Source organism: Kitasatospora sp. NPDC015120 (assembly GCF_043080305.1).
Lineage (GTDB): Bacteria > Actinomycetota > Actinomycetes > Streptomycetales > Streptomycetaceae > Kitasatospora.
The window spans coordinates 1-25,088 of record NZ_JBIBVJ010000005.1; the positions used below are offsets into that span (position 1 = coordinate 1).

Below are 25,088 nucleotides of genomic sequence, written 5' to 3' on the forward strand. Positions count from 1 at the left end.
CATTGCGGCCCCCCGGGTGTCGGGCGCGCCCCAGGGGGTGGGGCGCCGCTGGCTCCCGGGGGGGCCCGCGCGCCCCCGGCCGCGCGGGCCCGCCGTTCTTGCTGCCGCGGCTCGCGGGGTTGCCCCTTGGGCTTGCACTCGCCCACCCAGAGTGCTAATCATTGGCGTTAGCACTCTGAGCTTGAGAGTGACAAGCGGACCGGGTCGGTGAGGCCCCCGGGAGCGGTAGGGGAATGGACCCCCGCACACCAGGGCCGTCCGTCGCGGGCACCCCTTGGTCCGAGCAGTCGACCGTGTCCCGGAGGACCACTTCAGATGGCCAAGATCATCGCCTTTGATGAGGAAGCTCGCCGCGGCCTTGAGCGTGGCATGAACCAGCTCGCCGACGCAGTGAAGGTCACGCTCGGCCCCAAGGGTCGCAACGTCGTGCTGGAGAAGAAGTGGGGCGCCCCCACCATCACCAACGACGGTGTCTCCATCGCCAAGGAGATCGAGCTCGAGGACCCGTACGAGAAGATCGGCGCGGAGCTCGTCAAGGAGGTCGCCAAGAAGACCGACGACGTCGCGGGTGACGGCACCACCACCGCCACCGTGCTGGCCCAGGCGCTCGTCCGCGAGGGTCTGCGCAACGTCGCCGCCGGCGCCAACCCGATGGCCCTGAAGCGCGGCATCGAGAAGGCCGTCGCCGCCGTCTCCGACCAGCTCCTGGCCCAGGCCAAGGACGTGGAGACCAAGGAGCAGATCGCCTCCACCGCCTCCATCTCCGCCGCCGACACCCAGATCGGCGAGCTCATCGCCGAGGCGATGGACAAGGTCGGCAAGGAAGGCGTCATCACCGTCGAGGAGAGCAACACCTTCGGTCTGGAGCTGGAGCTCACCGAGGGCATGCGCTTCGACAAGGGCTACATCTCGGCCTACTTCGCCACCGACCTGGAGCGTATGGAGACCTCGTTCGAGGACCCGTACATCCTGATCGCCAACTCCAAGATCGGCTCGGTCAAGGACCTCCTGCCGCTGCTGGAGAAGGTCATGCAGAGCGGCAAGCCGCTCGTCATCATCGCCGAGGACGTCGAGGGCGAGGCCCTGTCGACCCTGGTCGTGAACAAGATCCGCGGCACCTTCAAGTCCGTCGCCGTCAAGGCCCCGGGCTTCGGCGACCGCCGCAAGGCCATGCTCCAGGACATCGCCATCCTCACCGGTGGCACCGTGATCTCCGAGGAGGTCGGCCTGAAGCTGGAGAACGCCGGCATCGACCTGCTGGGCACCGCCCGCAAGGTGGTCATCACCAAGGACGAGACCACCATCGTCGACGGCGGCGGCGACAGCGAGCAGGTCGCGGGCCGCGTGAACCAGATCCGCGCCGAGATCGAGAACAGCGACTCGGACTACGACCGCGAGAAGCTCCAGGAGCGCCTCGCCAAGCTGGCCGGCGGCGTGGCCGTCATCAAGGCCGGCGCGGCCACCGAGGTGGAGCTCAAGGAGCGCAAGCACCGCATCGAGGACGCCGTCCGCAACGCGAAGGCCGCCGTCGAGGAGGGCATCGTCGCCGGTGGTGGCGTCGCCCTGCTGCAGGCCGGTGTCGCCTTCGAGAAGCTGGAGCTGGACGGCGACGAGGCCACCGGTGCCAACATCGTCAAGGTCGCGCTGGAGGCCCCGATCAAGCAGATCGCGACCAACGCCGGCCTTGAGGGCGGCGTCGTGGTGGAGAAGGTGCGCAACCTCCCCGCCGGTCACGGCCTGAACGCCGCCACCAACGAGTACGTCGACCTGGTCGCCGAGGGCATCATCGACCCGGCCAAGGTCACCCGCTCCGCGCTGCAGAACGCCGCCTCCATCGCGGCGCTGTTCCTCACCACCGAGGCCGTCATCGCCGACAAGCCGGAGAAGGCCGCCGCGGCCGCCGGCGGCGGCATGCCGGGCGGTGACATGGACTTCTGATCCGCTGGTCGGATCGGCTGTTCTCGCTCGCACGGGCGGTTCCCTCCGGGGAGCCGCCCGTGCGGCGTTCCCGGAGCTTCTTGGGACACTGGACGGATGGCTACGACAGACGACATCGAGACGGCGCTGCACTCCGCGCGGGCGCTGATCCTGGCCGACCTGACCGCGCGGGACACCGCCGACGCCGCCGTGGTGTCGCTGGTGGAGAAGGCCGTGACGCACCGGCGCTGGTGGCTGGAGCAGTGGCCGGACGGCGCCGCGTTCGTGCTGGGCCTGGTGGCCCAGGACGTCCAGGACGCGCTGCTGGAGAGCCACGGGCGCTGGCCGCTGTGCGCGGACTGCGCGGCGGACGGGGACCCGCACGCGCTGGGCGTGGAGCCGGAGCTGGGACCGGATCCGCACTGGGTCTGCGGCAAGCGCGGCGCCGTGGTCGCGGCGGTGGGGGAACTCACCTAGGCCCTCTTTCTGCTGGACGCCGGCTTCGCCGCCGTCGTGCCCCCGGGCACGGCGGCGGTTTTTTCGTGGGTTGTGGAACCGATGGACGGCATATGTAGTCTACCGACTTATACAGTCCGTCTGAGCCTTCACGGCCAAGCGAGGGGGAGACCCATGTCCCAGTCAGATCCGACCCGGCCCGTCCTGGAACTGCGGGCGGTCACCCGGGTGCACGGCGGGGGCGCGGCCGAGGTGCAGGCGCTGCGCGGCGTCGACCTGGCCGTCCGCCCCGGCGAGTTCGTCGCCGTCATGGGGCCCTCCGGCTCCGGGAAGTCCACCCTGCTCACGCTGGCCGGCGGCCTGGACCGGCCCAGCCGCGGCCAGGTGCTGGTCGAGGGCGTCGAACTCGGCGCGCTGAGCCGCACCGGCCTGGCCGCCGTGCGGCGCCGCTCGGTCGGCTACGTCTTCCAGGACTACAACCTCGTCCCGGCGCTGACCGCCGCCGAGAACATCGCGCTGCCCCGGGAGCTGGACGGCGTCTCCGGGCGGACCGCCCGCCGCGAGGCCCGGGCCGCGCTGGACGAGCTGGGCATCGGCGAGCTGGCCGACCGCTTCCCCGAGCAGCTGTCCGGCGGCCAGCAGCAGCGGGTCGCGATCGCCCGCGCCCTGGTCGGCGAGCGGCGGCTGGTGCTGGCCGACGAGCCCACCGGGGCTCTCGACTCGGCCACCGGCGAGGCCGTGCTCGGCGTGCTGCGGGCGCGCTGCGACGCGGGAGCCGCCGCCATGATGGTCACCCACGACGCCCGGCACGCCGTCTGGGCCGACCGGGTGGTCGTGCTGCGGGACGGTCTGGTGGTCCAGGAGACCAGCGGACGGCAGGCCGCGCAGCTGCTGCTCGCCGGCGGGAACGGCGGCCGGTGATGAAGCTCTCCGCCCTGCGCGTCGCCCTGCGGATCGCCCGCCGCGACGCCCTGCGTGCCAAGGGCCGCAGCGCCCTGGTGGCCGCCATGGTCGCGCTCCCGGTGCTCGGTGTCGCCGGCGCCGACGTCGTCCACCGCAGTGGACAGCTCACCCCCGGCGAGCGGGTCGAACGGCTGATGGGCGGGGCGGACGCCCTGATCACCGCCCACCGGCCGGGCCGCTCGGTCGACCAGGGACCGTTCGCCGAGGACGGCGTGCAGGTGCTGCAGGAGGACCGGACCGATCCCGCCTCGGTGGCCGCCGCCGCCGCGGCGGCGTCCCCCGGCGGCCTGGTCGCCGGGCTGCTGCCCGCGGGCGCGCTGCTGCTGCCGGCCACCCCCGGGCCGGCGGTCAGCACCTCCACCCGGGAGGGCCTGTTCACCACCTCGACCTCCGAGGCGGACCTGACCGACCGGATCTGGCGGGGCCGGCTCGACCTGGTCGAGGGGAGGGCGCCGAGCGCGCCGTACGAGGCGGCCGTCACCCGCGCCTTCCTCGCCGAGGCCGGACTGCGGATCGGTGACTCCACCACGGTCAGGGGCCTCGACACGACGCCGTTCCGGCTGACGGCTGTGGTCGAGTACCCCGGGGACCTCGGCAAGGTCGAGCTGGTGGCCCGGCCCGGCGAGCTGACCGCCCCGCTGGCCGCGGCGGGCCCCTCCGCCGCGGGCGGCCCGTCCGGGCTGACCGCGGCCGGGGCGGACGAGGCCCGGCCGGAGCGCTGGCTGGTGCGGATGCCCGGCGGCGCCGCCCTGGACTGGCCCGCCGTCCGGAAGCTCAACCGGTACGGCTTCACGGTGACCTCGCGCGCCGTGGCGCTCGACCCGCCGCCCGCGTCGGCCGTCACCTACGACCCCGGTCTGTTCAGGCTCCCGGACGCGGACAAGCGGGTCGTGGTGCTGGCCACGGTGGCCGGGATGGCGCTGCTGGAGGTCGCCCTGCTGGCCGGCCCGGCCTTCGCGGTGGGCGCCCGGCGCGCGCGCCGGCAGCTCGCCCTGATCGGCGCCGCCGGCGGCGAGCGGAGCCATGTCCGCGCGGTCGTGCTCGGCTCCGGGCTGGTGCTCGGAACCGTCGGGGCGGCCGCCGGCCTGGTGGCGGGCGTCGGCCTGGTCGCCGTGCTGCGGAGCCGGGCGGAGGAGGCCGGCGGCAGCCGCTTCGGACACTTCGCGATCGCACCGCTCGACCTGCTGGCCATCGCGGCCGTGGGCGTGGTCACCGCGCTGCTGGCCGCCGTGGTGCCCGCCGTCCAGGCCGCGCGCCGTGACGTGGTGGCCGGCCTCACCGGCCGGGACAGCATCGGCGCGCCGAGCCGCAGGCTCCCGCTGCTGGGTGTGGTCCTGGTCGTCGCGGGTGCGGGCCTGGCGCTCTACGGCGCCGGCGGCCAGGACGCCACCGGCCTGCCGGTGTTCCAGGGGCTCACCCGCAAGGCGCTCACCGTGCTCGCCGGGGCGGTCACTGCCGAGATCGGCTTCCTGCTCCTCACCCCGCTGCTGATCGCGCTGTCCGGCCGGCTCGCCGCCCGGCTGCCGCTCGGCCCCCGGTTGGCCCTGCGCGACTCGGCCCGCCACCGCGGCCGCACCGCGCCCGCCGTGGCGGCGGTGATGGCCGCCGTCGCCGGAGCCGTCGCCGTCGGCGTCTACACCACCGGCACCGAGGCCCAGGACCGGGCCGCCTACCGGCCAGCCGCCCCGATGGGGGCCGTCGTGGTCGAGGCGCCGATGAAGCCGGACGACCCGCAGCTGCCGCGGCTGCGCGCCGCCGTCGAGCGGGACCTGCCGGACGCGGGCGTGCGCGCCGACGTCCACAGCATGCTGTACGTCTTCTGCGAGGGCTGCTCCAGCGCGGTGCGGGCCAAGGGCGCGGGCGGCCGGTTCGACGACGGCGGCCCCGGGAGCCGCGCGCTGGCCGGCGACGCGACGGTGCTGCACAACCTGTTCGGGGTGAACGACCGGGCCGTCGAGGAGGCCCTGGCCGCCGGAAAGGCGATCGTCTTCGACCGCGCCCGGCTGCACGACGGCCGGGCGGTGCTCACCATGATGGGCGCGGCCGGCGGCGGCCCGGTCCGGCCCGGGGAGGCGCCGCAGCCGGGCACCAAGGAGATCGCGGTTGACGCGCTCCTGGTCGACAACCCGGACGCCGCCCGGTACGGGGGGCTGCTGATGAGCCCCGAGGCGGTGCGCGGGGCCGGTCTCGCCACCGAGTCGATCGGCTCGGTGTGGCGGCCCGCGCACCCGCCCACCGCCAAGGTGCAGCAGCGGGTGGAGGCCGACGTGGCCCAGGTCGTCCCGCGGGCGATGCTGCACGTCGAGCGCGGCTTCCAGCCGAAGGACGACGTGATCAGCCTCGCGCTCGCCGGGTTCGCCGTGGTGGTGGTGCTGGGCGCGGCGGCCGTGGCCACCGGTCTCGCCGCCGCCGACTCCCTGGCCGACCGGGCCACGCTCGCCGCGGTCGGCGCGCCGCCGCGGATCCACCGGGTGCAGGCCGGTCTGCAGAGCACGTTGATCACGGGGCTCGGGGCGGTGATCGGCACGGCCAGCGGGTTCGTGCCCGCGGCGGCGCTGCTGCGCTCGCACGCCGGCGGGCGGATCGGCGAGCCGGCGGCCCCGTTCACCGCGCCGTGGGGGCTGCTGGTGATGATCACGGTGGTGCTGCCGGTGGTGGCGGGGCTGGGCGCGGCCGCGTTCACCCGCTCGCGGTTGCCGCTGGCGCGCCGGACGGGGTGACGCCGGGCGGGGTGACGCCGGGCGGCCCGGAGGCCGCCGGCCGGGTGGGTGCGCTCAGCCGGTGGTCTCCAGACGGGTGAGTTCGGCGGCGAGGTTGGCCCGGGCGGCGGCATCGAAGCGGGCGTGCGCGGTGGGCGTGCGGTAGAGCGCGGGGAGCGCGAGCAGCTGCCGGAGCACGGCCGCCCGCCCGGCGCGGAAGTCCGGCGCGGGCACGAAGGCGTACTCCTCCCGGACGGCCGCCGCGTACGCCGCGTAGTCCTGCGGCGGGCCGCCGAGCACGGCGAGGTCGGCGTCGCACAGCACCTCGCCGTCGCGGTCGCCCGGCGCGGGGTGGTGGGTGACGGTGAGCCGGACCAGCCGGGCGACCTCCTCCACCCGGGCCGCCGGCAGCCCCAGCCCGGTGAGCGCCAGGACGGCGAGGGCGGCGCTGCGCTCCTCGTTCTCGGAGCGGTCCGGGCGGTAGACGGCGTCGTGGAACCAGGCGGCCAGCCGGACGGCGTCCGGGTCGCCGGCGTGCCCGGCGAAGGCGTCGACGTGGCCCAGCACCGCCCGCAGGTGGTCGGTGGTGTGGTACCGGCGCTGCGGTTCGGACCAGCGGCGCAGCAGCTCCCGGCCGGCCGGTCCGGGGTCGGTGTGCGCGCCGCAGCGGTGGAGCAGGGCGGTCCAGGCGGCGAGCAGGTCTGCGGGGGCGTCGGCAGCGGCCATGGCGCCATTGTGCTGGGCCGGGGCGGGGGCGGAGCAGGATTCCACTGGACGTGATATGTCGATGAAAGGTATATGTAGCTACATGACTGAACGGGCGATGCAAGAGCCGACACTGCTCCTGCTGACCGCACTCGCCGATGCCCCCCGGCACGGCTACGCGCTCATCCAGGAGATCGGCGCGATCTCCGGCGGCCGCGTCAAGATGCGCACCGGCACCCTGTACGGCGCGCTCGACCGGCTGCTCCAGCAGGGCCTGATCGAGGTCGCCGCCGAAGAGGTGGTGGACGGCCGGGCCAGGCGCACCTACGCCCTCACCGAGGACGGGCGGGGCGCGCTGGCCGTCGAGGCGGAGCGGCTGCGTTCCGTCGCGCAGGAGGCGGAACGCCGGCTCGCCGCCGTTCGGCCCGCCGCCCGCCCGGCCGTCGGGAAGGCCGTCGGCGGCGCCGCGGGCCTCGGATTCACCGACTCCATGGGGGTGTTCGCATGACCACGACGCACGGCTTCCCGGGCGTGCTGCCGGATCCGGTGGCGTTCCGCGCCGCGCTGCGGCTCTACCCGGCCCGCTACCGCCGCGAGCGCGGTGACGAGCTGTCCGCGGTCTTCGCCGACAGCACCGCCGGGTCCGGCCGGCTGGCCACCGCCCGCGAGGTGTTCGACCTGGGCGCGTACGGCCTGCGGATGCGCACCGGTCTGACCGCCTCCTCCGTCGTCGGGCAGCTGTTCGCGCTGGCCGCGCCGCTGGTCGCGGGTGCGGTCGCCGGTCTGTGCGCGGCCTACACGGTCGACCAGGTGGTGAACCCGGCCTGGGTCCCGATGTGGGCGCTGCCGGACCGGATCGGCCGGGTGCCGGCCTTCGTGTGGTTCTTCGGGCAGGCGCTGCTGCCGCTGCTGCTGGTCGCGGCCGTCCTGGCCGGCCGCCGGCGGGAGGCCCGGTACGCGGCGTTCGGCGTGGCCGGTGTCGGCGCGCTGGGCGTGCTGCTCGCGGCCGTGCAGGACGGGCCCTCCCTCTGGGGGTTCCTCCTGGGCTCCGGGGAGTCGACCCCGCTGCTGCTGGCCGGCCTGGTGTTCGCCTGCGCCCCGCAGGAGCTGGTGGGGGAGCGGCCGGGCGCGCGCGGCCGGATCGCGGTGCTGGCCGCCGCGGCCGGCGGCGGGCTGATCCTGGCCGCGGAGGGCTTCTACAGCTCCTTCGGCCTGCTGGACCGGGACGCGGCGGTGGCGCTGCTGGTGGTTCCGGCGGCCGCGCTGCTCTTCGCGGCGCGCGGGCGGCTGGCGCCGGCGGCGATCGGCCTCGCGGCGCTGCCGATGACCTTCGGCTTCAACGCCTTCCGGACCTGGCAGTCGGTCGGCGGCATGTGGCGGATGGCCCCGCTGACGGTCGCGGTGGTGGTCGGGCTGGTGGCGACCGGATGGATGCTGCGCCGGGCCGGGGCCGGGCAGCGGACGGGCGCGGGTGCGGGAGGTGTCCGGAGCCTCGCCTGAGCGGGGACGACCGGGGCCTCGCCGCCCCGCGGAGCGGCCGGACGACGGGGGCGGGGGCCCCTGGCGTCCGGCCGCTCCGTGCTTTCCGGGGGGCGGGTGTTGTCCGGCCAAGTGGCCGCACGGGGCTCGCCGGGGAAGGGCCGATGTGGCAGGCTGTCTCATATGTCTAGACCAATTTTCGAAGTCATCGCGCTGACGCCCCAGGACGCCCAGGCCGCCGAGTCGGGCGGCGCCGACCGGCTCGAACTGGTCACCGACATGGCCGCCGACGGGCTCACCCCGTCGGTCGGGGACTTCGCCAGGATCCGCGCCGCCGTCGAGCTGCCGCTGCGCGTCATGCTCCGCATCCGGGACGGCTTCGCCCCCGGCGACCTGGACGAGCTGCGCGCCCGCGCCGCCGCGCTCCGGGCCGAGGGCGCCGACGAGTTCGTCTTCGGCTTCCTCGACGCCGGGGGCGGTGTCGACCTCGCCGCCACCGAGGCCGTCGCCGAGGCGGTGGCCGGCTGCCGCTGGACCTTCCACCGGGCGATCGACCACAGCGCCGACCGGGCCGCCGTCCGCGCGGCCGTCGGCGCGCTGCCCGGGCTGGACACCTTCCTCACCTCCGGCGCGGCCGGCGGCGTGGACGCCGGCCGGGACGTCCTGCTGGCCGAGCTCGCCTGGGCCGGCGAGCCCGGCTACACCCAGCGGATCCTGATCGGCGGCGGCCTGCGGGCCGAGCACCTGCCGGGGCTGCGGGCGGCCGGGTTCGACGCCTTCCACGTCGGCGGGGCCGTCCGGGCGGACGGCTGGCGGTCGCCGGTCGACGCCGCCAAGGTCGCCGAGTGGCGGGCGATGATCGACGGCTGAGCCGGCTGCCCGCCGTCGGGGCACCGGGGCCGGACCGTCGTGGTGACGCTCCGGCCCCGCGCGGTCAGCGCAGCTGCTCCGGCAGCGGCTCGGCGTGCAGCACCTCCAGGCCGGAGACCGCACGCGTCAGCGCCACGTACAGCCGCCGCAGCCCGGTCCGCTCGTCCGGCTCGCCCGCGACCACCGCGGCCGGCTCGTCCAGCACCACGTAGTCGTACTCCAGACCCTTGGCCAGTGACGCCGGGACGAGCGTCAGACGGGCCTCGGCACTGGTCTCGGTCCCGGGCGCGAGGTGCGCGAGCCCGGCCTCGGTCAGCGCCTGCGCGAGCAGCGGGACGCGCGCGTCGGCCGCGATCAGACCGGTCGACCCCTCCCGCTCCAGCGCCCGCCGGCACGCCTCGACCACGGCCCCGGTCCGCTCCTCCTCGGTGACCCGGCGGACCGTCAGCGACCCCGGTGCCTCACGCACCGAACTGGCCGGGCTCAGGCCCGGGGCGATCGACGGCAGCAGCCGGGAGGCGTACGCGATGACCTCCTCCGGCACCCGGAAGCCCTTGGTCAGCTCCTCGATGTGGGCGGCCGGCTTGCCCAGGTGGTGCAGCGCCTCCGGCCAACTCGCCGTCGCCCAGGGGGTGGTGCCCTGGGCGAGGTCGCCCAGCACGGTCGCCGAGCCGGTGGTGCAGCGGCGGCCGACCGCGCGGTACTGCATCGGCGAGAGGTCCTGCGCCTCGTCCAGCACCACGTGTCCCAGCGAGGGGGTGCGCCGCACCAGGTCCGTCGCCTCGTCGACGAGCACGGCGTCGGCGGCCGTCCAGCGGGCGGTCTTCACCGAGCGGCCCCGCTTGGGCCACAGCACGGCCGCCTGCTCCTCGGCGCTCAGCACGCCCTGCGCGCAGGCGGCCAGGAACTCCGGCTCGGAGAGCAGCCGCAGCACCAGCTTGGCCGGGTCGACCGCCGGCCAGCACGCCCTGACCACCGCCTTCACCGCGGGGTTGCGGGCCACCGCGTCCTGCACCCGGTCGTCCGGGGCCTCGCCGCTCTGCTCCATCTTCAGCAGCACGGCGTGCGCGATCCGCTGCGGCAGCGCCTCCGCGGCCGCCCCGTAGCGGATGTCACGGCCCTTCAGCTCCTCGATGATCGCGACCAGTTCGTGCACCGCGACGCGCCAGCGGCGGGAGCCGCGGACCACCACGCACGGTTCGGCGGGCAGCGCGATGCCGGAGCGCACCGCCCGGCGCAGCACCTCGGCCATCCGGGCGTCGCCCTTCAGCCGGGCCGCCTCGGGGGTGTCCTCGCCGCGCACCTCGACGTGCCCGACCAGCTGCTGCACGGTGGCCTGCGCGACGTCCAGCTCGCCCAGCGCGGGCAGCACCTGCTCGATGTAGGAGAGGAAGGCGTTGTTCGGGCCGATCACGAGCGTCCCGGTGCGGGCCAGCCGCTCGCGGTGCGCGTAGAGCAGGTACGCCACGCGGTGCAGGCCGACGGCGGTCTTCCCGGTGCCGGGGGCGCCCTGCACGCAGAGGGTGCCGGAGATGTCGGCACGGACGATCTCGTCCTGCTCCGGCTGGATGGTCGCCACGATGTCGCGCATCGGGCCGACGCGCGGCTTCTCGATCTCCGCCGCGAGCAGGGCGGAGGTGGTCTCGCCCTCGGCGGGGTCGCAGAGGTGCTCGTCCTCGTACGCGGTGAGCTCGCCGCCGGTGTAGCCGAAGCGGCGGCGGCGCTCGACGTCCAGCGGCTCGGTGCGGCTGGCCCGGTAGAACGGCTGGGAGACCGGCGCGCGCCAGTCGATCACCATCGGGTCGCCGTTCGCGTCGTGCACGTGGCGGCGCCCGATGTAGAAGCTCTCCCCGCCCGATCCCTCGCTCAGGTCCTCGCTGATCGTGTGCAGGTAGTCGAGCCGGCCGAAGAACAGCGGGGTGTGCGAGAGGTCGGCCAGGGCGGCGATCCTGGCCTCGATCTGGTTCTGCAGCACGAGGGCGGTGACCCAGGTGCCGGTGACGTCGCGGATGTCCAGGGACTCGACGTCCTCGCGCATCGCGCGCAGCGCCTCCCTGGACGCGGCCAGGTGGTCGCGTTCGCGCTGCAGGGGGTCGGTGGTGGAGGTGGCGGGCACAGCGAACCTTCCCGGCTGCCCCGGACGCGGGCGCAGCGGATCGTAGGAGCTCACGGTGGATACCGGCCGGTTGCCGAACGGCCGGTACCTCCCCCGGCTGCCTGCGCGACTTCAGCAGGTACCACGGTTCGGGAGGGGGCAGACGGACGATCCTAGCCGCGTCCGCCTCTCCGATCCACCCCCGTCCGCCCCTCCGGTCCACTTCCGCCCGCGCGGCTACAGGACGTCGTCCGCGTCGATGATCCGGTAGGCGTAGCCCTGCTCGGCGAGGAAGCGCTGGCGGTGGGCGGCGAAGTCCTGGTCGACGGTGTCACGGGCGACCACCGAGTAGAAGTGGGCGGCGTGCCCGTCCGCCTTGGGGCGCAGCACCCGGCCCAGGCGCTGGGCCTCCTCCTGCCGGGAGCCGAAGGTTCCGGAGACCTGGATGGCGACGGTCGCCTCCGGCAGGTCGATGGAGAAGTTGGCGACCTTGGAGACCACCAGGACGCCGATCTCCTTGTTGCGGAAGGCGTCGAACAGCTTCTCGCGCTGGGCGTTGCTGGTCTCGCCCTTGATCACCGGGGCGTCCAGGGCCTCGCCGAGCTCGTCCAGCTGGTCGATGTACTGGCCGATGATCAGCGTCTGGTCCTTCTCGTGCTTCTTGACCAGGGCCTCCACCACCCGGCGCTTGGTGGCCGTGGTCGCGCAGAAGCGGTAGCGCTCCTCGGGCTCCGCGGTCGCGTAGGCGAGCCGCTCGGAGTCGGTGAGGGTGACCCGCACCTCGCAGCAGTCGGCGGGCGCGATGTAGCCCTGCGCCTCGATCTCCTTCCACGGGGCGTCGAAGCGCTTGGGGCCGATCAGGCTGAACACGTCGCCCTCGCGGCCGTCCTCGCGCACCAGGGTGGCGGTCAGGCCGAGCCGGCGGCGGGCCTGGAGGTCCGCGGTGAACTTGAACACCGGGGCCGGCAGCAGGTGCACCTCGTCGTAGACGACCAGGCCCCAGTTGCGGGCGTCGAACAGCTCCAGGTGGGCGTAGACGCCCTTCCGCTTGGTGGTCATCACCTGGTAAGTGGCGATGGTGACCGGGCGGATCTCCTTCCGGGTGCCGCTGTACTCGCCGATCTCGTCCTCGGTGAGCGAGGTCCGCCGGACCAGCTCGTGCTTCCACTGGCGGGCCGAGACGGTGTTGGTGACCAGGATCAGCGTGGTCGACTTGGCGTGCGCCATCGCCGCCGCGCCCACCAGCGTCTTGCCGGCGCCGCAGGGCAGCACGACGACGCCCGAGCCGCCGTGCCAGAAGCCCTCCACGGCCTGCGCCTGGTAGGGGCGCAGGCTCCAGCCGTCCTCCTCCAGGTCGATCGGGTGCGCCTCGCCGTCCACGTAGCCGGCGAAGTCCTCGGCGGGCCAGCCGAGTTTCAGCAGCACCTGCTTGATCTGGCCGCGCTCGGAGGGGTGCACCACCACGGTGTCCGGGTCGATCCGGGCGCCGACCAGCGGGGCGACCTTCTTGGACCGCAGCATCTCCTCCAGCACCGGGCGGTCGGTGGTGGTGAGCACCAGCCCGTGGGTCGGGTGCTTGACCAGCCGCAGCCGCCCGTACCGGGCCATCGTGTCGGCCACGTCGACCAGCAGCGCGTGCGGCACCGGGTAGCGCGAGTACGTCACCAGGGCGTCCACGACCTGCTCGGCGTCGTGGCCCGCGGCCCGCGCGTTCCACAGCCCGAGCGGCGTCACCCGGTACGTGTGCACGTGCTCGGGCGCCCGCTCCAGCTCCGCGAACGGCGCGATGGCCCGGCGGCAGTCGGAGGCCCCGGGGTGGTCGATCTCCAGGAGAAGAGTCTTGTCGCTCTGGACGATGAGCGGTCCGTCGTTCACGCGGGGGTGCCCTCCACTGGCTGACAGGTCTGTCGGGTCCGTCGGGACGCCGACCCTCCAGTGTCGCGCATCCGGGCGGGTGGGCGGGACCGCCGCAGGGTGGAAGGGGGGCGGGAAGGCCGGTGACGACTCCTTTCGACGGCCGGTGCGGGCGGTGCGGAAGGGGTGGCGGGGGGTGACCGGCGGCGGGGTGGCTCGTTGGGCAGGGCATGAACAAGTCGAAGCGCGTCCTCACCGCTCTCGCCCTCGCCGGCACGGCCGTCGCCGCCACCGCCTCCTCGGCCGGCTCCGCGTACGCGATCGCCGGCGTCGGGGAGGGGCCGGGCGGCCTGCTGGCCTCGCCCGCGTTCCTGCTCGCCGACCTGACCGGGGCGACCTCCGTGATGCCGATGGGGCAGGGCGACCTCGCCGCCATGGCGGACAAGGCGCTCAAGGAGAAGCAGGCGGAGCAGGCGGCCGCGCAGCAGGGGCACTGAGCCCGCTGCCCGTCGCCCGCTGTCCGGCGCGGGCTACTCGTCCAGTTCGGCGACGCCGGTGATCCGGTGCAGCGCGAAGGTGCGCAGTTCGCCGTCGTGGTGGTCGAAGGCGGTGACGTAGCCGCCCTCGACCTTGACCGGGTCGATGATCCGCTGGCTGGCCAGGCCCTCCGCGTTGAGGTAGCCGATCCACATCCGCTCGCCGAGCAGGACCGCCGTCTGCAGCGCGGCCAGGGTCTCGGCGGCGGCCGTGCGCGGGAGTTGACGCCCGGCCGGGACGGTGGGCTCGCGGCGGACGGCGGTGGCGGCCCGGTCGCCGGCCCGGATCGCCTTGACCGCGGCGGCGAGCAGGGTGTCGTCCGGTGCGGGCGGGCCGTCCGGGACGGGCACCGGGGCCGCGCGCGGCGGGGTGCGGTGGCTGTCCGGGCGGGTGATCAGCACGTCGCCCTCGGCGGACTCGGCGGCCGGCGCGTACCCCATGGCGCGCAGGCCCGCGAGCAGGACGTCGGGCGCGGCCTGGGCGGCCAGCACGGTGGGGGCGAGCAGCCGCAGCCGCAGGTCGGCGGAACGGCGGTCGGCCAGGATCTCGTTCAGCAGGGACGGGTCGTCGCAGCGCAGGTAGGACGAGGCGGCGCCGACCCGCAGCAGGCCGTGCCGCCGGGCGACGTCGTCGATCAGGTAGCCGAGCGGCTGCGGGACGGGCGTGCGGGAGTGCTGCGTCAGGAAGGCCCGCAGGTCGGCGGCGGTGCGGCCGGCGTCGAGGGCGCGGCGTACCGAGCCGGGGGTGAACCGGTAGACGGTCGCGCCGCCCTTGGACTCGATGTCGGCGCAGAGCGCGAGCGCCTGGGCGAGCGGGGTGAGCAGCGGGCCGGGGGCGATCGCGGTGAGGTCCGGCTGCAGGATGACGTGGTCGAGCGGCTGCGGCAGCAGCGGGGCGAGCACGGCGGCCGGGTCGTGCTCGGCGGTGAGCAGGGCCCGGGCGGGGGCGGCGAGCGCGCCGCGGCCCGTGACGCCGAGGAGTTCGGCCTCGGCGAGGGTCCAGGCCACCAGCTGGTCGCGCAGGTCGCCGCCGTCGGGGGCGGCCGGTCCGCCGCGCAGCGGACGCTGCCAGCGCAGCGTGGGCAGCAGTTCCCCGGCGGTGGCCGCGGTGCCGGGCGGGAGTTCGGCGAGCAGGGCGAGGGTGGCGCGGCGGACGGACGGGGCGAGGGTGCGGTCCAGCTCCGGGCCGAGCACGGCCCGCGGCTTGCCCTTGCCGTCGGGGGCGCCGGCGAGGGCCGGGACGCGGGTGGCGGCGAGCCAGGCGCGGGCGAGCACGGTCCACCGCTCGGCGGTGTCCAGCCGCAGCCACTCGTCGTAGCCGGGGGTCGGCGCCCAGTGCTCGTCGACCTCGCCGTCCGGGGCCAGCAGGCCCGCGGTGTAGGCGAGTTCGAGCCAGAAGGCGGCGACCGGCTCGGTGCTCTCCAGGGCCTGGGCGGTGCGCTTGAGGTCGCGCACACCGAGGCCGCCGGCGCGCAGGGTGGGCGGCGGGGTGAGGCCCCAGAGGTCGAGCAGCTCCTCGACGGTCCGCACGGCGGTGTGCGCCTGACCGGCGGCGGCGGCGTCCACCACCCGGGCGTCGCGCGGCGCGGCGGCGGGCACCGGCTCCGGCGGCAGCGGTTCCACGGTGCGGTGCGCGCGTCCGCCGCGCAGGTGGAGGGCGAGTTCGCGGGGCAGCACCACGCTGCCCGGGCTGCTGGGCAGCAGCAGGCCGCGGGCCAGCAGCCACTCGACCGGGCTCTGCGCGTCCTCGGCGGTGACCGGGCGGGTGGCGTCCGGGACGGTGCCGGTGGGCGGCCCCCAGACCAGCCGGTCGAGCAGCCGCAGGGCGGGTTCGGGGGCGGTGGCGAGCAGGTCCGCGCAGCGGGCGCGGTCGGAGAGCAGCGCGGTGAACGCGGCGACCGCGGTGACCGGGTCGGGCGTCGCGGGCTGTCCGGCGGAGGCGAGCAGCTGCTGCAGGCGGGCCGGGGACATTCCGCTGGTGGCCTCGGCGAAGGTCGGCCCGAGGCCGGTGCGGCCGGGGTTGGCGGCGGTCGGGGCGAGCGCCTCGCGGACCGCGATGACCAGGCGCAGGCCGTTGTCCGGGCCCCAGAGCAGCGCGCGGTCACGCAGGGTGGCCAGGGCGCGGGGGAGCGCGGCCGCGACGGCGGACCGGTCGGCGGCGCTCAGCGGGGTGGCGCCGGGGTGCGGCTTGACCTTGGCCGGCCCGGCCAGCAGGGTGCGCACGGCGGCGGGCGTGGCGCCGTCGGGCAGGGCGGCGAGCGCCTCGGCGGTCTGCAGGGTGAAGCGGTCCAGCCGCTCCAGCGCGCGCAGGGCGGAGGCGCGGGAGGAGAGCCGGGCGGTGAGCTGGGTGAGGTCGCCGGGCACGGGGTTGAGCAGGTCGGGGCGGGACCGGAGCAGGGCGGCGAGGTCGTCGTCGGGCCGGGCGCGCAGTTCCTCGGCGAGGGTGCGGGGGCCGGCGGCGGACTTGGCCTGGCGTTGGGGGCCCTGCGGTGTGGTCATTCGACCTAGGTTAGTCGGGCGGCGGCGGGCCGGGAGGGTCCCGGCGTCGACGCGACGGCCGGTGCGGCGGTGGCCGTCCGGGGCGTTGCGGCTCGCGTGGCGGGGCGGCGGGTGGGTAGCGTCACGGTCGGCGGGGACGACGCCGCGTCCGGGCGCGCGGCGGGTCCGGTTCGGTACGGGCAAGGCGGGGTGTGCGGGATGGCGGACGGCGAGTGGTGGCGCAAGCAGGGGCCCTGGAGCGAGCCGCCGGGTGTTCAGGGGACCGGGGGACGGGGCGGGGGTGGCGAGGGCGACAGCGTGTACGCGCAGGAGCCGGCGCCCGCCGCACCGCCGCGCCCCCCGGTGCCGCCGCGCCCTGCCGGACCGCCGTCCGCGCCGCCGTCCGCGCCGGGTGGCGGGGCGGACGGCGCGACTGCCGCGTTCCTGCCGCCGCCCGCGCGGCCCCCGAAGGCGGCGCCGTCCCCGAAGGCCGCGCCGTCCTCGAAGGCTGCGCCGTCCTCGAAGGCTGCGCCGTCCGCCGCCTCCGGGCGGGACGACGGCTCGCCGTGGATCGTGAAGCCGGTCGAGGGCGCCCCCGCCGACCCCGAGGCGCTGCCGCCGGCGTACCGCGCCGTGCACACGGGTGACTGGGACTACGTGAGCATCGACTTCGGGGACGGCCCGGTCGCGTCCAACCGGCCGATCCCCGGGCAGCGGACCGCCCCCGAGGACGAGACCGGCCCCGGCGCGGGCGAGGGCGCCGCGCCGGGCGACCCGGCGGCGCCCGATCCGGCCGGACCGCCCGCCGCCCCCGAGGGGAAGCGCCGGGCGAAGAGGACCAGGGCGCGCAAGGGCAAGGGCAGGGACAAGGGCGGGGCGCCGGGCGCCGGGCCCGCCCCCGCCGACGGCGCGCCCGACGCCGCGGGCGGACCCGCCAGGACCGCGGCGTCCGGCCGCCGTCCCTCGGCGCTGCTGCTGCTCTCCGCCGCCGTACTGATCGGCGGCGCCGTCACCGGACAGCTCATCGCCATGCTGATCGGCTGGGCGCTCGGCTACCTCTCCCGCCAACTGTCCGACCTCACCCGCAAGGTGGCCGTGTTCGGGATCCCGCTGATGACGATCAGCGGCAGCTCGCTCTGGTTCTGGGGCCGCGCCCAGGGCCGCTGGGGCACCGCGATGGGCCCGGGCGAGCAGGCCAACCAGGCGGTCTGGGAGGCCGCGCCGGGCGTGCTGCGGGTGGCGGCCGTGCTGTCGGCCGTCTTCCTGCTCCTGATGTCGCTGCTCCGGCGCGGCCGGTGACTCCCGGGCGGTGAACGGGGGGGGGAGGGGAAGGGTGTCGCCTGCTGTTCATGGTGGACCGTACGCCGCTCTGATGGAATGTCGGCCTTGGTGTCCCCCAGCTTCAGCAGCCGCAGGAGGTCTCCCGTGCCGCCGTCCGCCGCGTCCTCGCCGTCCTCGCCGTCCGCCTCGTCCGCGTCCCCGACACCCCCGCCGTCCGGCCCGTCGCGCCCCCGGACCGCCGCGCTCAGCCGCCGCGGCCTGCTGGTCGGCGCGGCCGTCGCGGCGGGCGCCCAGGCGCTCAACCTCCGTACGGCGCACGCGGAACCGGTCCGCCGCGACCCCTTCCTCCTCGGCGTGGCCAGCGGCGACCCGCTGCCCGACGCCGTGGTCCTGTGGACCAGGCTGGTCGCCGACCCGTTCGACGCCGCCTCGATGGGCACCCGCACCGTGCCCGTCTCCTGGGAGGTCGCGACGGACCCGGACTTCCGCCGGGTCGTCCGGCGCGGCGTCGCCGCCGCCGAGGCCGGGCGCGCGCACAGTGTCCACGTCGACGTGCGCGGACTCCAGCCCGGCCGCGACCACTGGTACCGCTTCCGGGCCGGGCGCCACCTCAGCCCGGCCGCCCGCACCCGCACCGCCCCCGCGGCCGGCGCCCGCCCCGGCCGGCTGCGCCTCGGCGTGGTCAACTGCCAGGACTGGCAGCACGGTTACTGGCCCGCGTACACCGCCCTGGCCGCCGAGGACCTCGACGCCGTCGTGCACCTCGGCGACTACATCTACGAGACCGACCCGAACAGCGCCCTCCCGGACCGGCTGCACACCACCCCGCAGACCCCGGGCCTCAACCAACTGGTCACCCTCGCCGACTACCGGGCCCGCCACGCCCAGTACAAGACCGACCCGGCCCTGCAGGCCGCGCACGCCGCCTTCCCCTGGATCGTCACCTGGGACGACCACGAGGTCGAGAACAACTACGCCGGCCTGGTCGACGAGATCGACGACACCGGCGCCGCCCACCAGGACCCCGCCGCCATGGCCCGCGAGCGCGCCGCCGCCTACCAGGCGTACTACGAGCACATGCCGCTGCGGAACCCCTACCGCAACGGCTCCCCCGACTACCGGCTGTACCGCCGCTTCGACTTCGGTGACCTGCTGCGGCTCAACGTGCTCGACACCCGCCAGTACCGCACCGACCAGCCCGGCGGCCACAGCCAGGACTTCGGCCCCGTCGGGGACGGCCTCGGGAACACCTCCGGCACCCTGACCGGCGCCGAGCAGGAGGAGTGGCTGCGCCGCGGTCTGAGCGGCTCCCGGGCCCGCTGGAACGTCATCGCCCAGCAGGTGATGGCGAGTCAGATCCGCGTCCCCAACATCCTGGACCCGGCCCACCCGCTGCCGCCGCTCGCCAACCTCGACCAGTGGGACGGCTACGACCCCGCCCGCACCCGGCTGTTGCGCTTCCTGCGGGACGCCGCGGTGGCCAACCCGGTGGTGCTCGCCGGGGACATCCACTCCTCCTGGTTCAGCGACCTTCGGATCGACCGCGACGACCTCGCCGCCGCCCCGGTCGCCGTCGAGTTCACGGCCACCAGCGTCAGTTCGGAGTTCCCGGCCGCGTTCGACGCGGCGCTCAAGGCGTTCAACCCCTCGCTCAACCCGCACGTGCGCTACTTCGATGGCCTGCGCCGCGGCTACCTGCGGCTGGACGTGGACCGGGAGCGGTGGCTGACCGACGCCCGCACGGTCGACCGCGTCGACGTCCGCGAGTCGCCGGTGCGGACCTCCGCCTCCTGGGCCGTGGTGGCCGGGGAGCCCGGACTGGTCCCCGCCTGACCGCTCACCCGGCTGTCGGACGGGCGGCCCGCCCGCCCGTCCGGCAGAATCGGCGGCGTGCTGAGAATCGGTTCGGTGGTGCTCGGGGTGGCGGACGTCCGCCGCGCGGCGGCGTTCTGGGGCGAGGCCCTCGGCTACGTCCCCCGCGACGGTCTGGTCGAGGACCGCTGGGTGGTGCTCGTCCCGGCGGACGGCGCGCCCGGCGTCCAGGTGGCGCTCGGCCGCAGCACCACCCCGCCGCAACGCCACCCGCGCGTCCACCTGGACCTCTACGCGGCGGACGCGGCGGACCAGGCGGCCGAGGTGGAGCGGCTGGTCGCCCTCGGCGCCCGCCGGGTGGACTGGGACCTCTACCCGGAGGACCCGGACTTCGTGGTCGTCGAGGACCCGGACGGGAACCGCTTCTGCGTGATCGACGCCGGCCGCTCCTAGGGAGCGCCGCCCCTGCGGTGCCCGTGGCCGCGGCGGTGCTCGCGGGGGTGCTCCTCCCGGTGGGCGGCGCGGGTCTCCATGCCGCTGCGGATGGTCCGGCCCAGCGCGCCGGCCGCCGCCGCCAGGAAGACGAAGTTGTAGGCGATCTGCAGCAGCACCACCAGCCGCGGCCCTTGTCCGGCCGGGGTGATGTCCCCGTAGCCGATGGTCGCCATCGTGACGACCGTGAAGTACAGCGAGTCGAGCCGGGTCTCCAGCCCGACGAACTCGCCCGGGCGGTCGGCCAGGACGTAGTAGGTGCCGGCGAAGACGGTCAGCGAGAGGCAGATCAGGAAGGCCAGCCAGACTCCGGGGTGACGGCCCGTGCCGCGGAAGGTGTCGACGATCCGGGCCACCAGCAGCCCGGTCAGGCCGGTCAGCACCACCCCGAAGAGCACCCAGCTCAGGCCCGGGCGGTCCTCGCCCAGGACGCGCAGCGGAAGGGTGAAGTAGCCGAGCATCAGCAGGGTGAAGGAGCCGAGCAGCAGGCCCCAGGCCCGTGGATCGGGAGTGTCCCGGGACGGGGGGCGGGGCGGGGGCTGCTGGGTGCTCATCGCGGTCGGCGCGCCCCGGCCGGGCCGGCGGCGGGACGGGCGCGCAGCTCGGCGAGTTCGTCGGGCCGGGCGCCGGGCGCCTCCTCGCTCGCCATGCCTGGACTCCGTTCCTCCGGTGGTGCACACCAGGAGACAACGGATCACCACGGACGGCCAGTCGAATCCGGTGGCGGGACGGCCGAACAGCCGGACACGACGGAGCCCCCGCCACGGGGCGGGGGCTCCGGCCGGATTCGGGCCGCCGGGTCTCAGGCGGTGGTGGTGGACCGCGGCTGCTCGGTGGCCTTGGTCACCGTGGTCGGGTTCACGGCCTGGCGGGGCTGCTCGGCAGCCGGCTGCGCCGGGGCGGCGGTGCTCGGGGCAGCGGTGCTCGGGGCGGTGGTGTTCTGGGCGGTGCCCTGGGCGGCGTCGGCGGCGGGCGTGTCGTCCTCGCGCATCGCCTTCGTCTCCGCCTTGAGGATGCGCATCGACTTGCCGAGGCCGCGGGCCATCTCCGGCAGCTTCTTCGACCCGAACAGCAGGATCACGACAGCCAGCACCACGAGCACGTGCCAGGGCTCCAGACCGTTACGCAGCATCCCTGGCCACCGGTCCCTTCTCGTCTAGTGTCATACGTCACAGGTGGGCAAAGCGCCCGTCCTGGCCAGTATGCCTGGCCGTGGCGGCGAACGTATACACCGGCCGGGAAACGCTGGTCAAAAACCAGATGTTGCGGGGGCGGACGGCGCGCGGTGCCCCACGGCCCGCCCGGGGCGCCGTCATCCGCCGAGGTCGGGCCGGGCGCGACCGGTCCCCGCCGGCCGCCGCACACCGGTGCCGCCCGGTCCGGCCGGGGAACGCGCGACCGGGGAGCACGCTTCCCGGGCCGGGGCCGTGCCCGCCTTTTGGCCGGTTCCGTCCCCCGTCCGCGGTCCCCCGGTCGCTCCCGGCGGTCAGTCCCGGTGCGCGTACAGGTAGCCGCGGCGGGTCTGCGCCTCCTGCGGGTACGGGCCCCGCTCCAGCCGGGCCGTCACGGTGAACCCGGCCGAGGCGAGCAGTCCGGCCACCGTCCGCTCCTCCAGGAAGTGGAAGTCCAGGTCCACCCGGTGGCCCCACCACTCGTCCAGCCGCCGGACCTCGGTGCCGAGGTGGAACGCCACCAGCAGCACGCCGCCCGGCCGCAGTACCCGCCGGATCCCCTCGAAGGCCGGCCGCAGCTCCTCCGGCTCCAGGTGGATCACCGAGTAGAGCGCCACCGCGGCCGCGAACTCGCCGTCCCGGGCCGGCAGCCCCAGGAGGTCCCCGACCCGGAACTCCGCCCCGGGGTGGTCCCGCCGGGCGACCGCCACCATCGCGGGCGAGAGGTCCACCCCGACCGCGCGGACCCCCTGTCCGGCCAGCCACCCCGCCACATGCCCCGGCCCGCACCCCAGATCCGCCACCGTGCCCCCGGCGGCCCCCTCGACCACCACCCCCAACAGGGCCCGGTCCATCACCTTGAACCCCAGCTCGCCCCCGACCCGCTCCCGGTACTCCTCCGCCACCGCGTCATAACTCCCGCGCACCCGCCCGTGGTTCACCTCGTTGCTCATCCAGGCAGCCTGGCACGCGGCCCCCTTCGGCGCAGCCGGCAGGTCGTCGGTGCGGACCCGGGCGGGAACGCGGCAGCCCCCGCCCGGGGTGGGCGGGGGCTGCGATGACGCGCTCGCGGGGGATCGGCGGTGGGTCAGGCGGCGGCCGGCTCGGGGGCGGGGACGGCGGCGGGGAGGTGGCGCATGAGGCGGTAGGCGAGGAGGGCCGCGCAGGCCGCGAGGACGAGGCCGACGACGGCGGCGACGTGCAGCCCGTCGGTGAACGCGGTGCGGGCGGTGGCGAGCAGATCGGTGCCGAGCCGGCGGGGCAGCCGGGCGGCGACGGTGACCGCGCCGCCGAGGGTGTCCTGCGCGGTGCGGGCGGCCTCGCCGTCCAGGCCGGCCGGGAGGGTGCCGTCCAGGCGGGAGCGGTAGACGGCGGCGCCGGCCGCGCCGAGCAGCGCGATGCCGAGGGAGCTGCCGAGCTCGACGGCGGTCTCGGAGGTGGCGGAGGCGGCGCCGGCCCGCTCGACGGGGGCGGCGGAGACGACCATCTCGGCGGTGAGGGTCATGGTGCCGACGGTGCCGGCGGCCAGCACGCCCGCCGCGGTGAGGATGAACGCCAGCGGGGAGTCCGCGCCGACCCGGGTCATCATTGCGAAGCCGGCCGCGCCGATCAGGAAGCCTCCGGCCATCATCACCGCCGGGCGGACCTTCCCGGCGAGCGCCGCGCCGAGGCCGACCGCGGCGCCCACGCCCACGCTGGGGACGAGCGACCAGAGCGAGGCGGTGAGCGGGCTCATGCCCTTGACCAGCTGCAGGTACTGCGAGGTGAAGAGGGTGAAGCCCATCATCGCGAACATCGCCACCGTGTTGACGCTGATCGCGCCGCTGAAGGCGCGGATCCGGAACAGGGCGAGGTCGAGCAGCGGGTTGGCGGCGGTGCGCTGCCGCCAGTAGAACGCGCCACCGAGGAGCAGGCCGGCCGGGACGGCGAGCGCGGCGAGCGGGTCCCAGCCGTCCACCGCGAGCGTCTTGACGCCGTAGACCAGCGGCAGGACGGCGGCCAGGGAGAGGACGGCGCCGGGCAGGTCGAAGCTGCCGTGCTGCGGGGAGCGGTACTCGGGGAGCAGCACCGGGGCGGTGAGCAGGACCAGGGCCATCACCGGGACGGCGAGCAGGAAGGCCGAGCCCCACCAGAAGTGGTCGAGCAGCAGGCCGCCCGCGACCGGCCCGAGGGTGGCGCCGGTGGTCAGGATGCCGCCCCAGGCGCCGAGGGCGATCTGGCGCTGCTTGGGGTCGTGGAACATGGTGCGGATCAGCGCGAGGGTCGAGGGCATCACGGTGGCCCCGGCGACACCGAGCAGGGCGCGGGCGGCGATCAGCTGGCCCGCGGTGTCCGCGGCGGCGGCGAGCAGCGAGGCCCCGGCGAAGCCGGCGGCGCCGATCATCAGCAGCCGGCGGCGGCCGATCCGGTCGCCCAGCGCGCCCATGGTGATCAGCAGCCCGGCCAGCAGGAACGAGTACATGTCCATGATCCACAGCTGCTCGGTGCCGCTGGGCGCCAGCGTGGTGGAGATGTAGGGGACGGCGAAGAAGAGCACGCCCATGTCCATGGCCAGGACGAGGGTCGGGAGCAGAAGGACGGCGAGGCCGATCCATGCGCGGCGGCCTGCGCGGCCGGTGGTTGCGGTCATGGGGAAGACCGTACGGGCGTGTCAGACGCTTGTCTAGTACGTACGTCTGAATCGCTCGTGCGAGACATGCGTGCAAGACGTTTGTCCCGATCCGGCGTAGCATGCCGGCATGGGAAATCGCGAGGACCTCATGGCCGGCGCCAAGCGCTGTTTGATCGAGAAGGGCTACGGGCGCACCACCGCCCGGGACATCGCCACCGCCTCGGGCGTCAGCCTGGCGGCCATCGGCTACCACTTCGGTTCCAAGGAGGCCTTGCTCAACGCGGCGCTGATCGAGGCGACGGGGGAATGGGGCCTGATGGTGGCGGCCGTGGTGGCGCGGGCCAACGAGGCGTCCGACGACCCGGAGGAGCGGTTCGTCGCGGTCTGGGACGGCGTGCGCGAGACCATCGCCGAGCACCGGGGTCTGTGGGCCTCGCAGTTCGAGGCGATGGTGCAGGTGGAACGGGCGCCGGAGCTGCGGGAGGCGTTGGCCGGGGTCCAGAAGGACGGGCGGCTCGGGCTGGCGGCCGTGTTCCAGGGGCTCCCCGAGGTGCCGGACACCGAGGAGGAGCTGGCCCGCGGCGCCTTCTACCAGGCACTGCTGGTGGGCCTCGCCGGGCAGTGGTTGGCCGCGCCCGAGATGGCGCCGGGCGGGCGGGATCTGTTGCGCGGACTGGAGCTGGTCGGCGGCTCGGTGCTGAAGCCGAAGCCGAAGCCCGAGCCGGAATCGGATCATGGGTCGCAGCCGGAGCCGGAGCCCGCGCCGGACTGGCACGGCCCGGCGGGCTGGCACGGCCCGGCGGCCTGAGCGGCGGCCCTCGCCCGGCCCGGCCGGCCCCGGCTCAGGCGGTGACGGCCGTCAGCAGCACCACCGAGTCGACGTGGGCCAGCAGGCCGTGCCGCTCCTGCGGGACGGCCTGCAACTGCCCGGCCGAGAGCTCCTCGCGCCGCCCGGCGATGGTGAGCGAGACGCGCCCGCGCAACACCTGGACGCTGGCGGCGGCCGGGGCGTTGTGCTCGTCGAGCGAGGTGCCCGCCGTCAGCGCGATCACCGTCTGCCGCAGCACCCCGTCGTGCAGCACCAGGTGGGCGCTGCGCCCGTGCGGGCTCTCGGCCGCCAGGGCCGCGTGTTCCGCGACGAGCTGTTCGAGATCGACCATCGCGCGTCCTCCTGCCGTCCGGGTGCCGTCCTGCTGCGCGGGCGCTCCTGCGGCCCAGCGTCCCGGACGCGCCCCGTGCCCGCACGCCGAGGCGCGCCGGGCCGCACCGCGCGGGTGCGCTCGGCGTGCGGCGGCGGCCGGTTGCCTCCATCGTGGAGGCATGGCGACCAACGAGCGTTTTCTCAGCGGGTTCCAGGTCAACCGCTCGCTGCTGGCCGGCGGCGCGGTGCTGACGGGCATCGGCGCGCTGTTCGGGACGGCGGGCGCGGTGATGGTGTGCGCGGCGCTGGCCACGGCCGGCCGCAAGTGGGTCCGGCGGCTGGAGACCCCGCCCGCCGCCCTGGCCCAGCGGGCCCTGCACGAGGCCAAGGTGGCGTCGTCGGCCGGCTGGGACGCCTGGCGCACCGAGCACCACTCGCCCAACTGACCGCGGCGGCCGTCCCGTGCACCCGGCCGGGTCCGCCGGACGAGCGACTCCGCCGGACGGGTGAACGGCCGCGCGGCCGAG

At 75.6% G+C, this 25,088-nt stretch carries 22 protein-coding genes; 13 read left to right on the forward strand and 9 right to left on the reverse strand.

Annotated elements, in window-relative coordinates:
• The first annotated feature begins 315 nt into the window (after positions 1 to 315).
• From groL to ACF1AK_RS14155, 4 genes are all read left to right on the forward strand, one after another.
• The gene (groL, locus tag ACF1AK_RS14140) at positions 316 to 1,938 is read left to right on the forward strand and encodes a chaperonin GroEL (protein WP_391499071.1); all 1,623 of its coding nucleotides are present in this window, start codon (positions 316 to 318) and stop codon (positions 1,936 to 1,938) included.
• A gap of 96 nt (positions 1,939 to 2,034) precedes the next feature.
• Positions 2,035 to 2,394, forward strand: a complete 360-nt coding sequence (locus ACF1AK_RS14145) for a hypothetical protein (RefSeq protein ID WP_391499072.1) — start codon at positions 2,035 to 2,037, stop codon at positions 2,392 to 2,394.
• Positions 2,395 to 2,547: 153 nt separating this feature from the next.
• Entirely contained in the window at positions 2,548 to 3,294 is a 747-nt protein-coding gene (locus ACF1AK_RS14150; protein WP_391499073.1) for an ABC transporter ATP-binding protein, read from the forward strand.
• Entirely contained in the window at positions 3,294 to 6,056 is a 2,763-nt protein-coding gene (locus tag ACF1AK_RS14155) for an FtsX-like permease family protein (protein ID WP_391499451.1), read from the forward strand. The genes ACF1AK_RS14150 and ACF1AK_RS14155 overlap by 1 nt, the downstream gene beginning before the upstream one ends.
• A 54-nt stretch (positions 6,057 to 6,110) precedes the next feature.
• On the opposite strand, the gene ACF1AK_RS14160 is transcribed toward ACF1AK_RS14155, so the two are convergent.
• Positions 6,111 to 6,761, reverse strand: coding sequence for a hypothetical protein (locus ACF1AK_RS14160; protein WP_391499074.1), 651 nt, complete (start codon positions 6,759 to 6,761; stop codon positions 6,111 to 6,113).
• A gap of 82 nt (positions 6,762 to 6,843) precedes the next feature.
• On the opposite strand from ACF1AK_RS14160, the gene ACF1AK_RS14165 reads away from it, so the two are divergent.
• The 3 genes from ACF1AK_RS14165 (at position 6,844) to ACF1AK_RS14175 (ending at position 9,089) form a co-directional block, all read left to right on the forward strand.
• Positions 6,844 to 7,248, forward strand: coding sequence for a PadR family transcriptional regulator (locus ACF1AK_RS14165; protein WP_391499075.1), 405 nt, complete (start codon positions 6,844 to 6,846; stop codon positions 7,246 to 7,248).
• A complete protein-coding gene (locus ACF1AK_RS14170) occupies positions 7,245 to 8,240 on the forward strand; it encodes a hypothetical protein (RefSeq protein ID WP_391499076.1) in 996 nt (331 codons plus the stop codon). Before ACF1AK_RS14165 ends, ACF1AK_RS14170 begins: the two co-directional genes overlap by 4 nt.
• 162 nt (positions 8,241 to 8,402) lie before the next feature.
• Entirely contained in the window at positions 8,403 to 9,089 is a 687-nt protein-coding gene (locus ACF1AK_RS14175; protein ID WP_391499077.1) for a copper homeostasis protein CutC, read from the forward strand.
• A 64-nt stretch (positions 9,090 to 9,153) separates the two neighbouring features.
• On the opposite strand, the gene ACF1AK_RS14180 is transcribed toward ACF1AK_RS14175, so the two are convergent.
• Both ACF1AK_RS14180 and ACF1AK_RS14185 read right to left on the reverse strand, forming a co-directional pair.
• Positions 9,154 to 11,205 (reverse strand): HelD family protein, encoded by a 2,052-nt coding sequence (locus ACF1AK_RS14180; protein WP_391499078.1) that lies wholly within the window; start codon positions 11,203 to 11,205, stop codon positions 9,154 to 9,156.
• A gap of 216 nt (positions 11,206 to 11,421) precedes the next feature.
• Positions 11,422 to 13,059, reverse strand: a complete 1,638-nt coding sequence (locus tag ACF1AK_RS14185) for a DNA repair helicase XPB (RefSeq protein ID WP_391499079.1) — start codon at positions 13,057 to 13,059, stop codon at positions 11,422 to 11,424.
• Between the two features lie 209 nt (positions 13,060 to 13,268).
• On the opposite strand from ACF1AK_RS14185, the gene ACF1AK_RS14190 reads away from it, so the two are divergent.
• Positions 13,269 to 13,535 carry a hypothetical protein gene (locus ACF1AK_RS14190; RefSeq protein ID WP_391499080.1) on the forward strand — a complete coding sequence of 89 codons (267 nt, stop codon included), beginning with the start codon at positions 13,269 to 13,271 and terminating at the stop codon, positions 13,533 to 13,535.
• Between the two features lie 33 nt (positions 13,536 to 13,568).
• Here the strand turns inward: ACF1AK_RS14190 and ACF1AK_RS14195 are convergent, their stop codons facing one another.
• Positions 13,569 to 16,073 carry a helicase C-terminal domain-containing protein gene (locus ACF1AK_RS14195; protein WP_391499081.1) on the reverse strand — a complete coding sequence of 835 codons (2,505 nt, stop codon included), beginning with the start codon at positions 16,071 to 16,073 and terminating at the stop codon, positions 13,569 to 13,571.
• 198 nt (positions 16,074 to 16,271) lie between these two features.
• On the opposite strand from ACF1AK_RS14195, the gene ACF1AK_RS14200 reads away from it, so the two are divergent.
• From ACF1AK_RS14200 to ACF1AK_RS14210, 3 genes are all read left to right on the forward strand, one after another.
• Positions 16,272 to 17,351, forward strand: coding sequence for a hypothetical protein (locus ACF1AK_RS14200; RefSeq protein ID WP_391499082.1), 1,080 nt, complete (start codon positions 16,272 to 16,274; stop codon positions 17,349 to 17,351).
• A gap of 126 nt (positions 17,352 to 17,477) precedes the next feature.
• On the forward strand, positions 17,478 to 19,166 hold the full coding sequence (locus ACF1AK_RS14205; protein ID WP_391499083.1) for an alkaline phosphatase D family protein: 1,689 nt from the start codon (positions 17,478 to 17,480) through the stop codon (positions 19,164 to 19,166).
• 57 nt (positions 19,167 to 19,223) lie between these two features.
• A complete protein-coding gene (locus ACF1AK_RS14210) occupies positions 19,224 to 19,598 on the forward strand; it encodes a VOC family protein (protein WP_391499084.1) in 375 nt (124 codons plus the stop codon).
• On the opposite strand, the gene ACF1AK_RS14215 is transcribed toward ACF1AK_RS14210, so the two are convergent.
• From ACF1AK_RS14215 to ACF1AK_RS14230, 4 genes are all read right to left on the reverse strand, one after another.
• Positions 19,595 to 20,191 (reverse strand): potassium channel family protein, encoded by a 597-nt coding sequence (locus ACF1AK_RS14215; RefSeq protein WP_391499085.1) that lies wholly within the window; start codon positions 20,189 to 20,191, stop codon positions 19,595 to 19,597. The two genes, ACF1AK_RS14210 and ACF1AK_RS14215, sit on opposite strands and share 4 nt — an antisense overlap.
• 248 nt (positions 20,192 to 20,439) lie before the next feature.
• Positions 20,440 to 20,769, reverse strand: a complete 330-nt coding sequence (gene tatA / locus ACF1AK_RS14220) for a Sec-independent protein translocase subunit TatA (protein ID WP_391499086.1) — start codon at positions 20,767 to 20,769, stop codon at positions 20,440 to 20,442.
• A 354-nt stretch (positions 20,770 to 21,123) separates the two neighbouring features.
• On the reverse strand, positions 21,124 to 21,762 hold the full coding sequence (locus tag ACF1AK_RS14225; RefSeq protein ID WP_391499087.1) for a class I SAM-dependent DNA methyltransferase: 639 nt from the start codon (positions 21,760 to 21,762) through the stop codon (positions 21,124 to 21,126).
• Positions 21,763 to 21,896: 134 nt separating this feature from the next.
• On the reverse strand, positions 21,897 to 23,438 hold the full coding sequence (locus ACF1AK_RS14230) for an MFS transporter (protein ID WP_391499088.1): 1,542 nt from the start codon (positions 23,436 to 23,438) through the stop codon (positions 21,897 to 21,899).
• 109 nt (positions 23,439 to 23,547) lie between these two features.
• Between ACF1AK_RS14230 and ACF1AK_RS14235 the strand changes: the two genes are divergently transcribed.
• Positions 23,548 to 24,228: a TetR/AcrR family transcriptional regulator gene (locus ACF1AK_RS14235; RefSeq protein ID WP_391499089.1), complete on the forward strand. Its 681-nt coding sequence runs from the start codon at positions 23,548 to 23,550 to the stop codon at positions 24,226 to 24,228.
• 34 nt (positions 24,229 to 24,262) lie between these two features.
• Here the strand turns inward: ACF1AK_RS14235 and ACF1AK_RS14240 are convergent, their stop codons facing one another.
• Positions 24,263 to 24,580, reverse strand: a complete 318-nt coding sequence (locus ACF1AK_RS14240) for a cupin (RefSeq protein ID WP_391499090.1) — start codon at positions 24,578 to 24,580, stop codon at positions 24,263 to 24,265.
• 160 nt (positions 24,581 to 24,740) lie between these two features.
• On the opposite strand from ACF1AK_RS14240, the gene ACF1AK_RS14245 reads away from it, so the two are divergent.
• Entirely contained in the window at positions 24,741 to 25,007 is a 267-nt protein-coding gene (locus ACF1AK_RS14245) for a hypothetical protein (RefSeq protein WP_391499091.1), read from the forward strand.
• The last annotated feature ends 81 nt before the right edge of the window (positions 25,008 to 25,088 follow it).

Coding starts and splice junctions, on each gene's coding strand:
- ACF1AK_RS14150 (WP_391499073.1), top strand. CDS start 2,548: ATGTCCCAGTCAGATCCGACCCGGCCCGTCCTGGAACTGCGGGCGGTC.
- ACF1AK_RS14195 (WP_391499081.1), bottom strand. CDS start 16,073: ATGACCACACCGCAGGGCCCCCAACGCCAGGCCAAGTCCGCCGCCGGC.
- ACF1AK_RS14175 (WP_391499077.1), top strand. CDS start 8,403: ATGTCTAGACCAATTTTCGAAGTCATCGCGCTGACGCCCCAGGACGCC.
- ACF1AK_RS14145 (WP_391499072.1), top strand. CDS start 2,035: ATGGCTACGACAGACGACATCGAGACGGCGCTGCACTCCGCGCGGGCG.
- ACF1AK_RS14245 (WP_391499091.1), top strand. CDS start 24,741: ATGGCGACCAACGAGCGTTTTCTCAGCGGGTTCCAGGTCAACCGCTCG.
- ACF1AK_RS14215 (WP_391499085.1), bottom strand. CDS start 20,191: ATGAGCACCCAGCAGCCCCCGCCCCGCCCCCCGTCCCGGGACACTCCC.
- ACF1AK_RS14230 (WP_391499088.1), bottom strand. CDS start 23,438: ATGACCGCAACCACCGGCCGCGCAGGCCGCCGCGCATGGATCGGCCTC.
- ACF1AK_RS14200 (WP_391499082.1), top strand. CDS start 16,272: ATGGCGGACGGCGAGTGGTGGCGCAAGCAGGGGCCCTGGAGCGAGCCG.
- ACF1AK_RS14225 (WP_391499087.1), bottom strand. CDS start 21,762: ATGAGCAACGAGGTGAACCACGGGCGGGTGCGCGGGAGTTATGACGCG.
- ACF1AK_RS14160 (WP_391499074.1), bottom strand. CDS start 6,761: ATGGCCGCTGCCGACGCCCCCGCAGACCTGCTCGCCGCCTGGACCGCC.
- ACF1AK_RS14235 (WP_391499089.1), top strand. CDS start 23,548: ATGGGAAATCGCGAGGACCTCATGGCCGGCGCCAAGCGCTGTTTGATC.
- ACF1AK_RS14240 (WP_391499090.1), bottom strand. CDS start 24,580: ATGGTCGATCTCGAACAGCTCGTCGCGGAACACGCGGCCCTGGCGGCC.
- ACF1AK_RS14190 (WP_391499080.1), top strand. CDS start 13,269: ATGAACAAGTCGAAGCGCGTCCTCACCGCTCTCGCCCTCGCCGGCACG.
- ACF1AK_RS14170 (WP_391499076.1), top strand. CDS start 7,245: ATGACCACGACGCACGGCTTCCCGGGCGTGCTGCCGGATCCGGTGGCG.
- ACF1AK_RS14155 (WP_391499451.1), top strand. CDS start 3,294: ATGAAGCTCTCCGCCCTGCGCGTCGCCCTGCGGATCGCCCGCCGCGAC.
- ACF1AK_RS14165 (WP_391499075.1), top strand. CDS start 6,844: ATGACTGAACGGGCGATGCAAGAGCCGACACTGCTCCTGCTGACCGCA.
- groL (WP_391499071.1), top strand. CDS start 316: ATGGCCAAGATCATCGCCTTTGATGAGGAAGCTCGCCGCGGCCTTGAG.
- tatA (WP_391499086.1), bottom strand. CDS start 20,769: ATGCTGCGTAACGGTCTGGAGCCCTGGCACGTGCTCGTGGTGCTGGCT.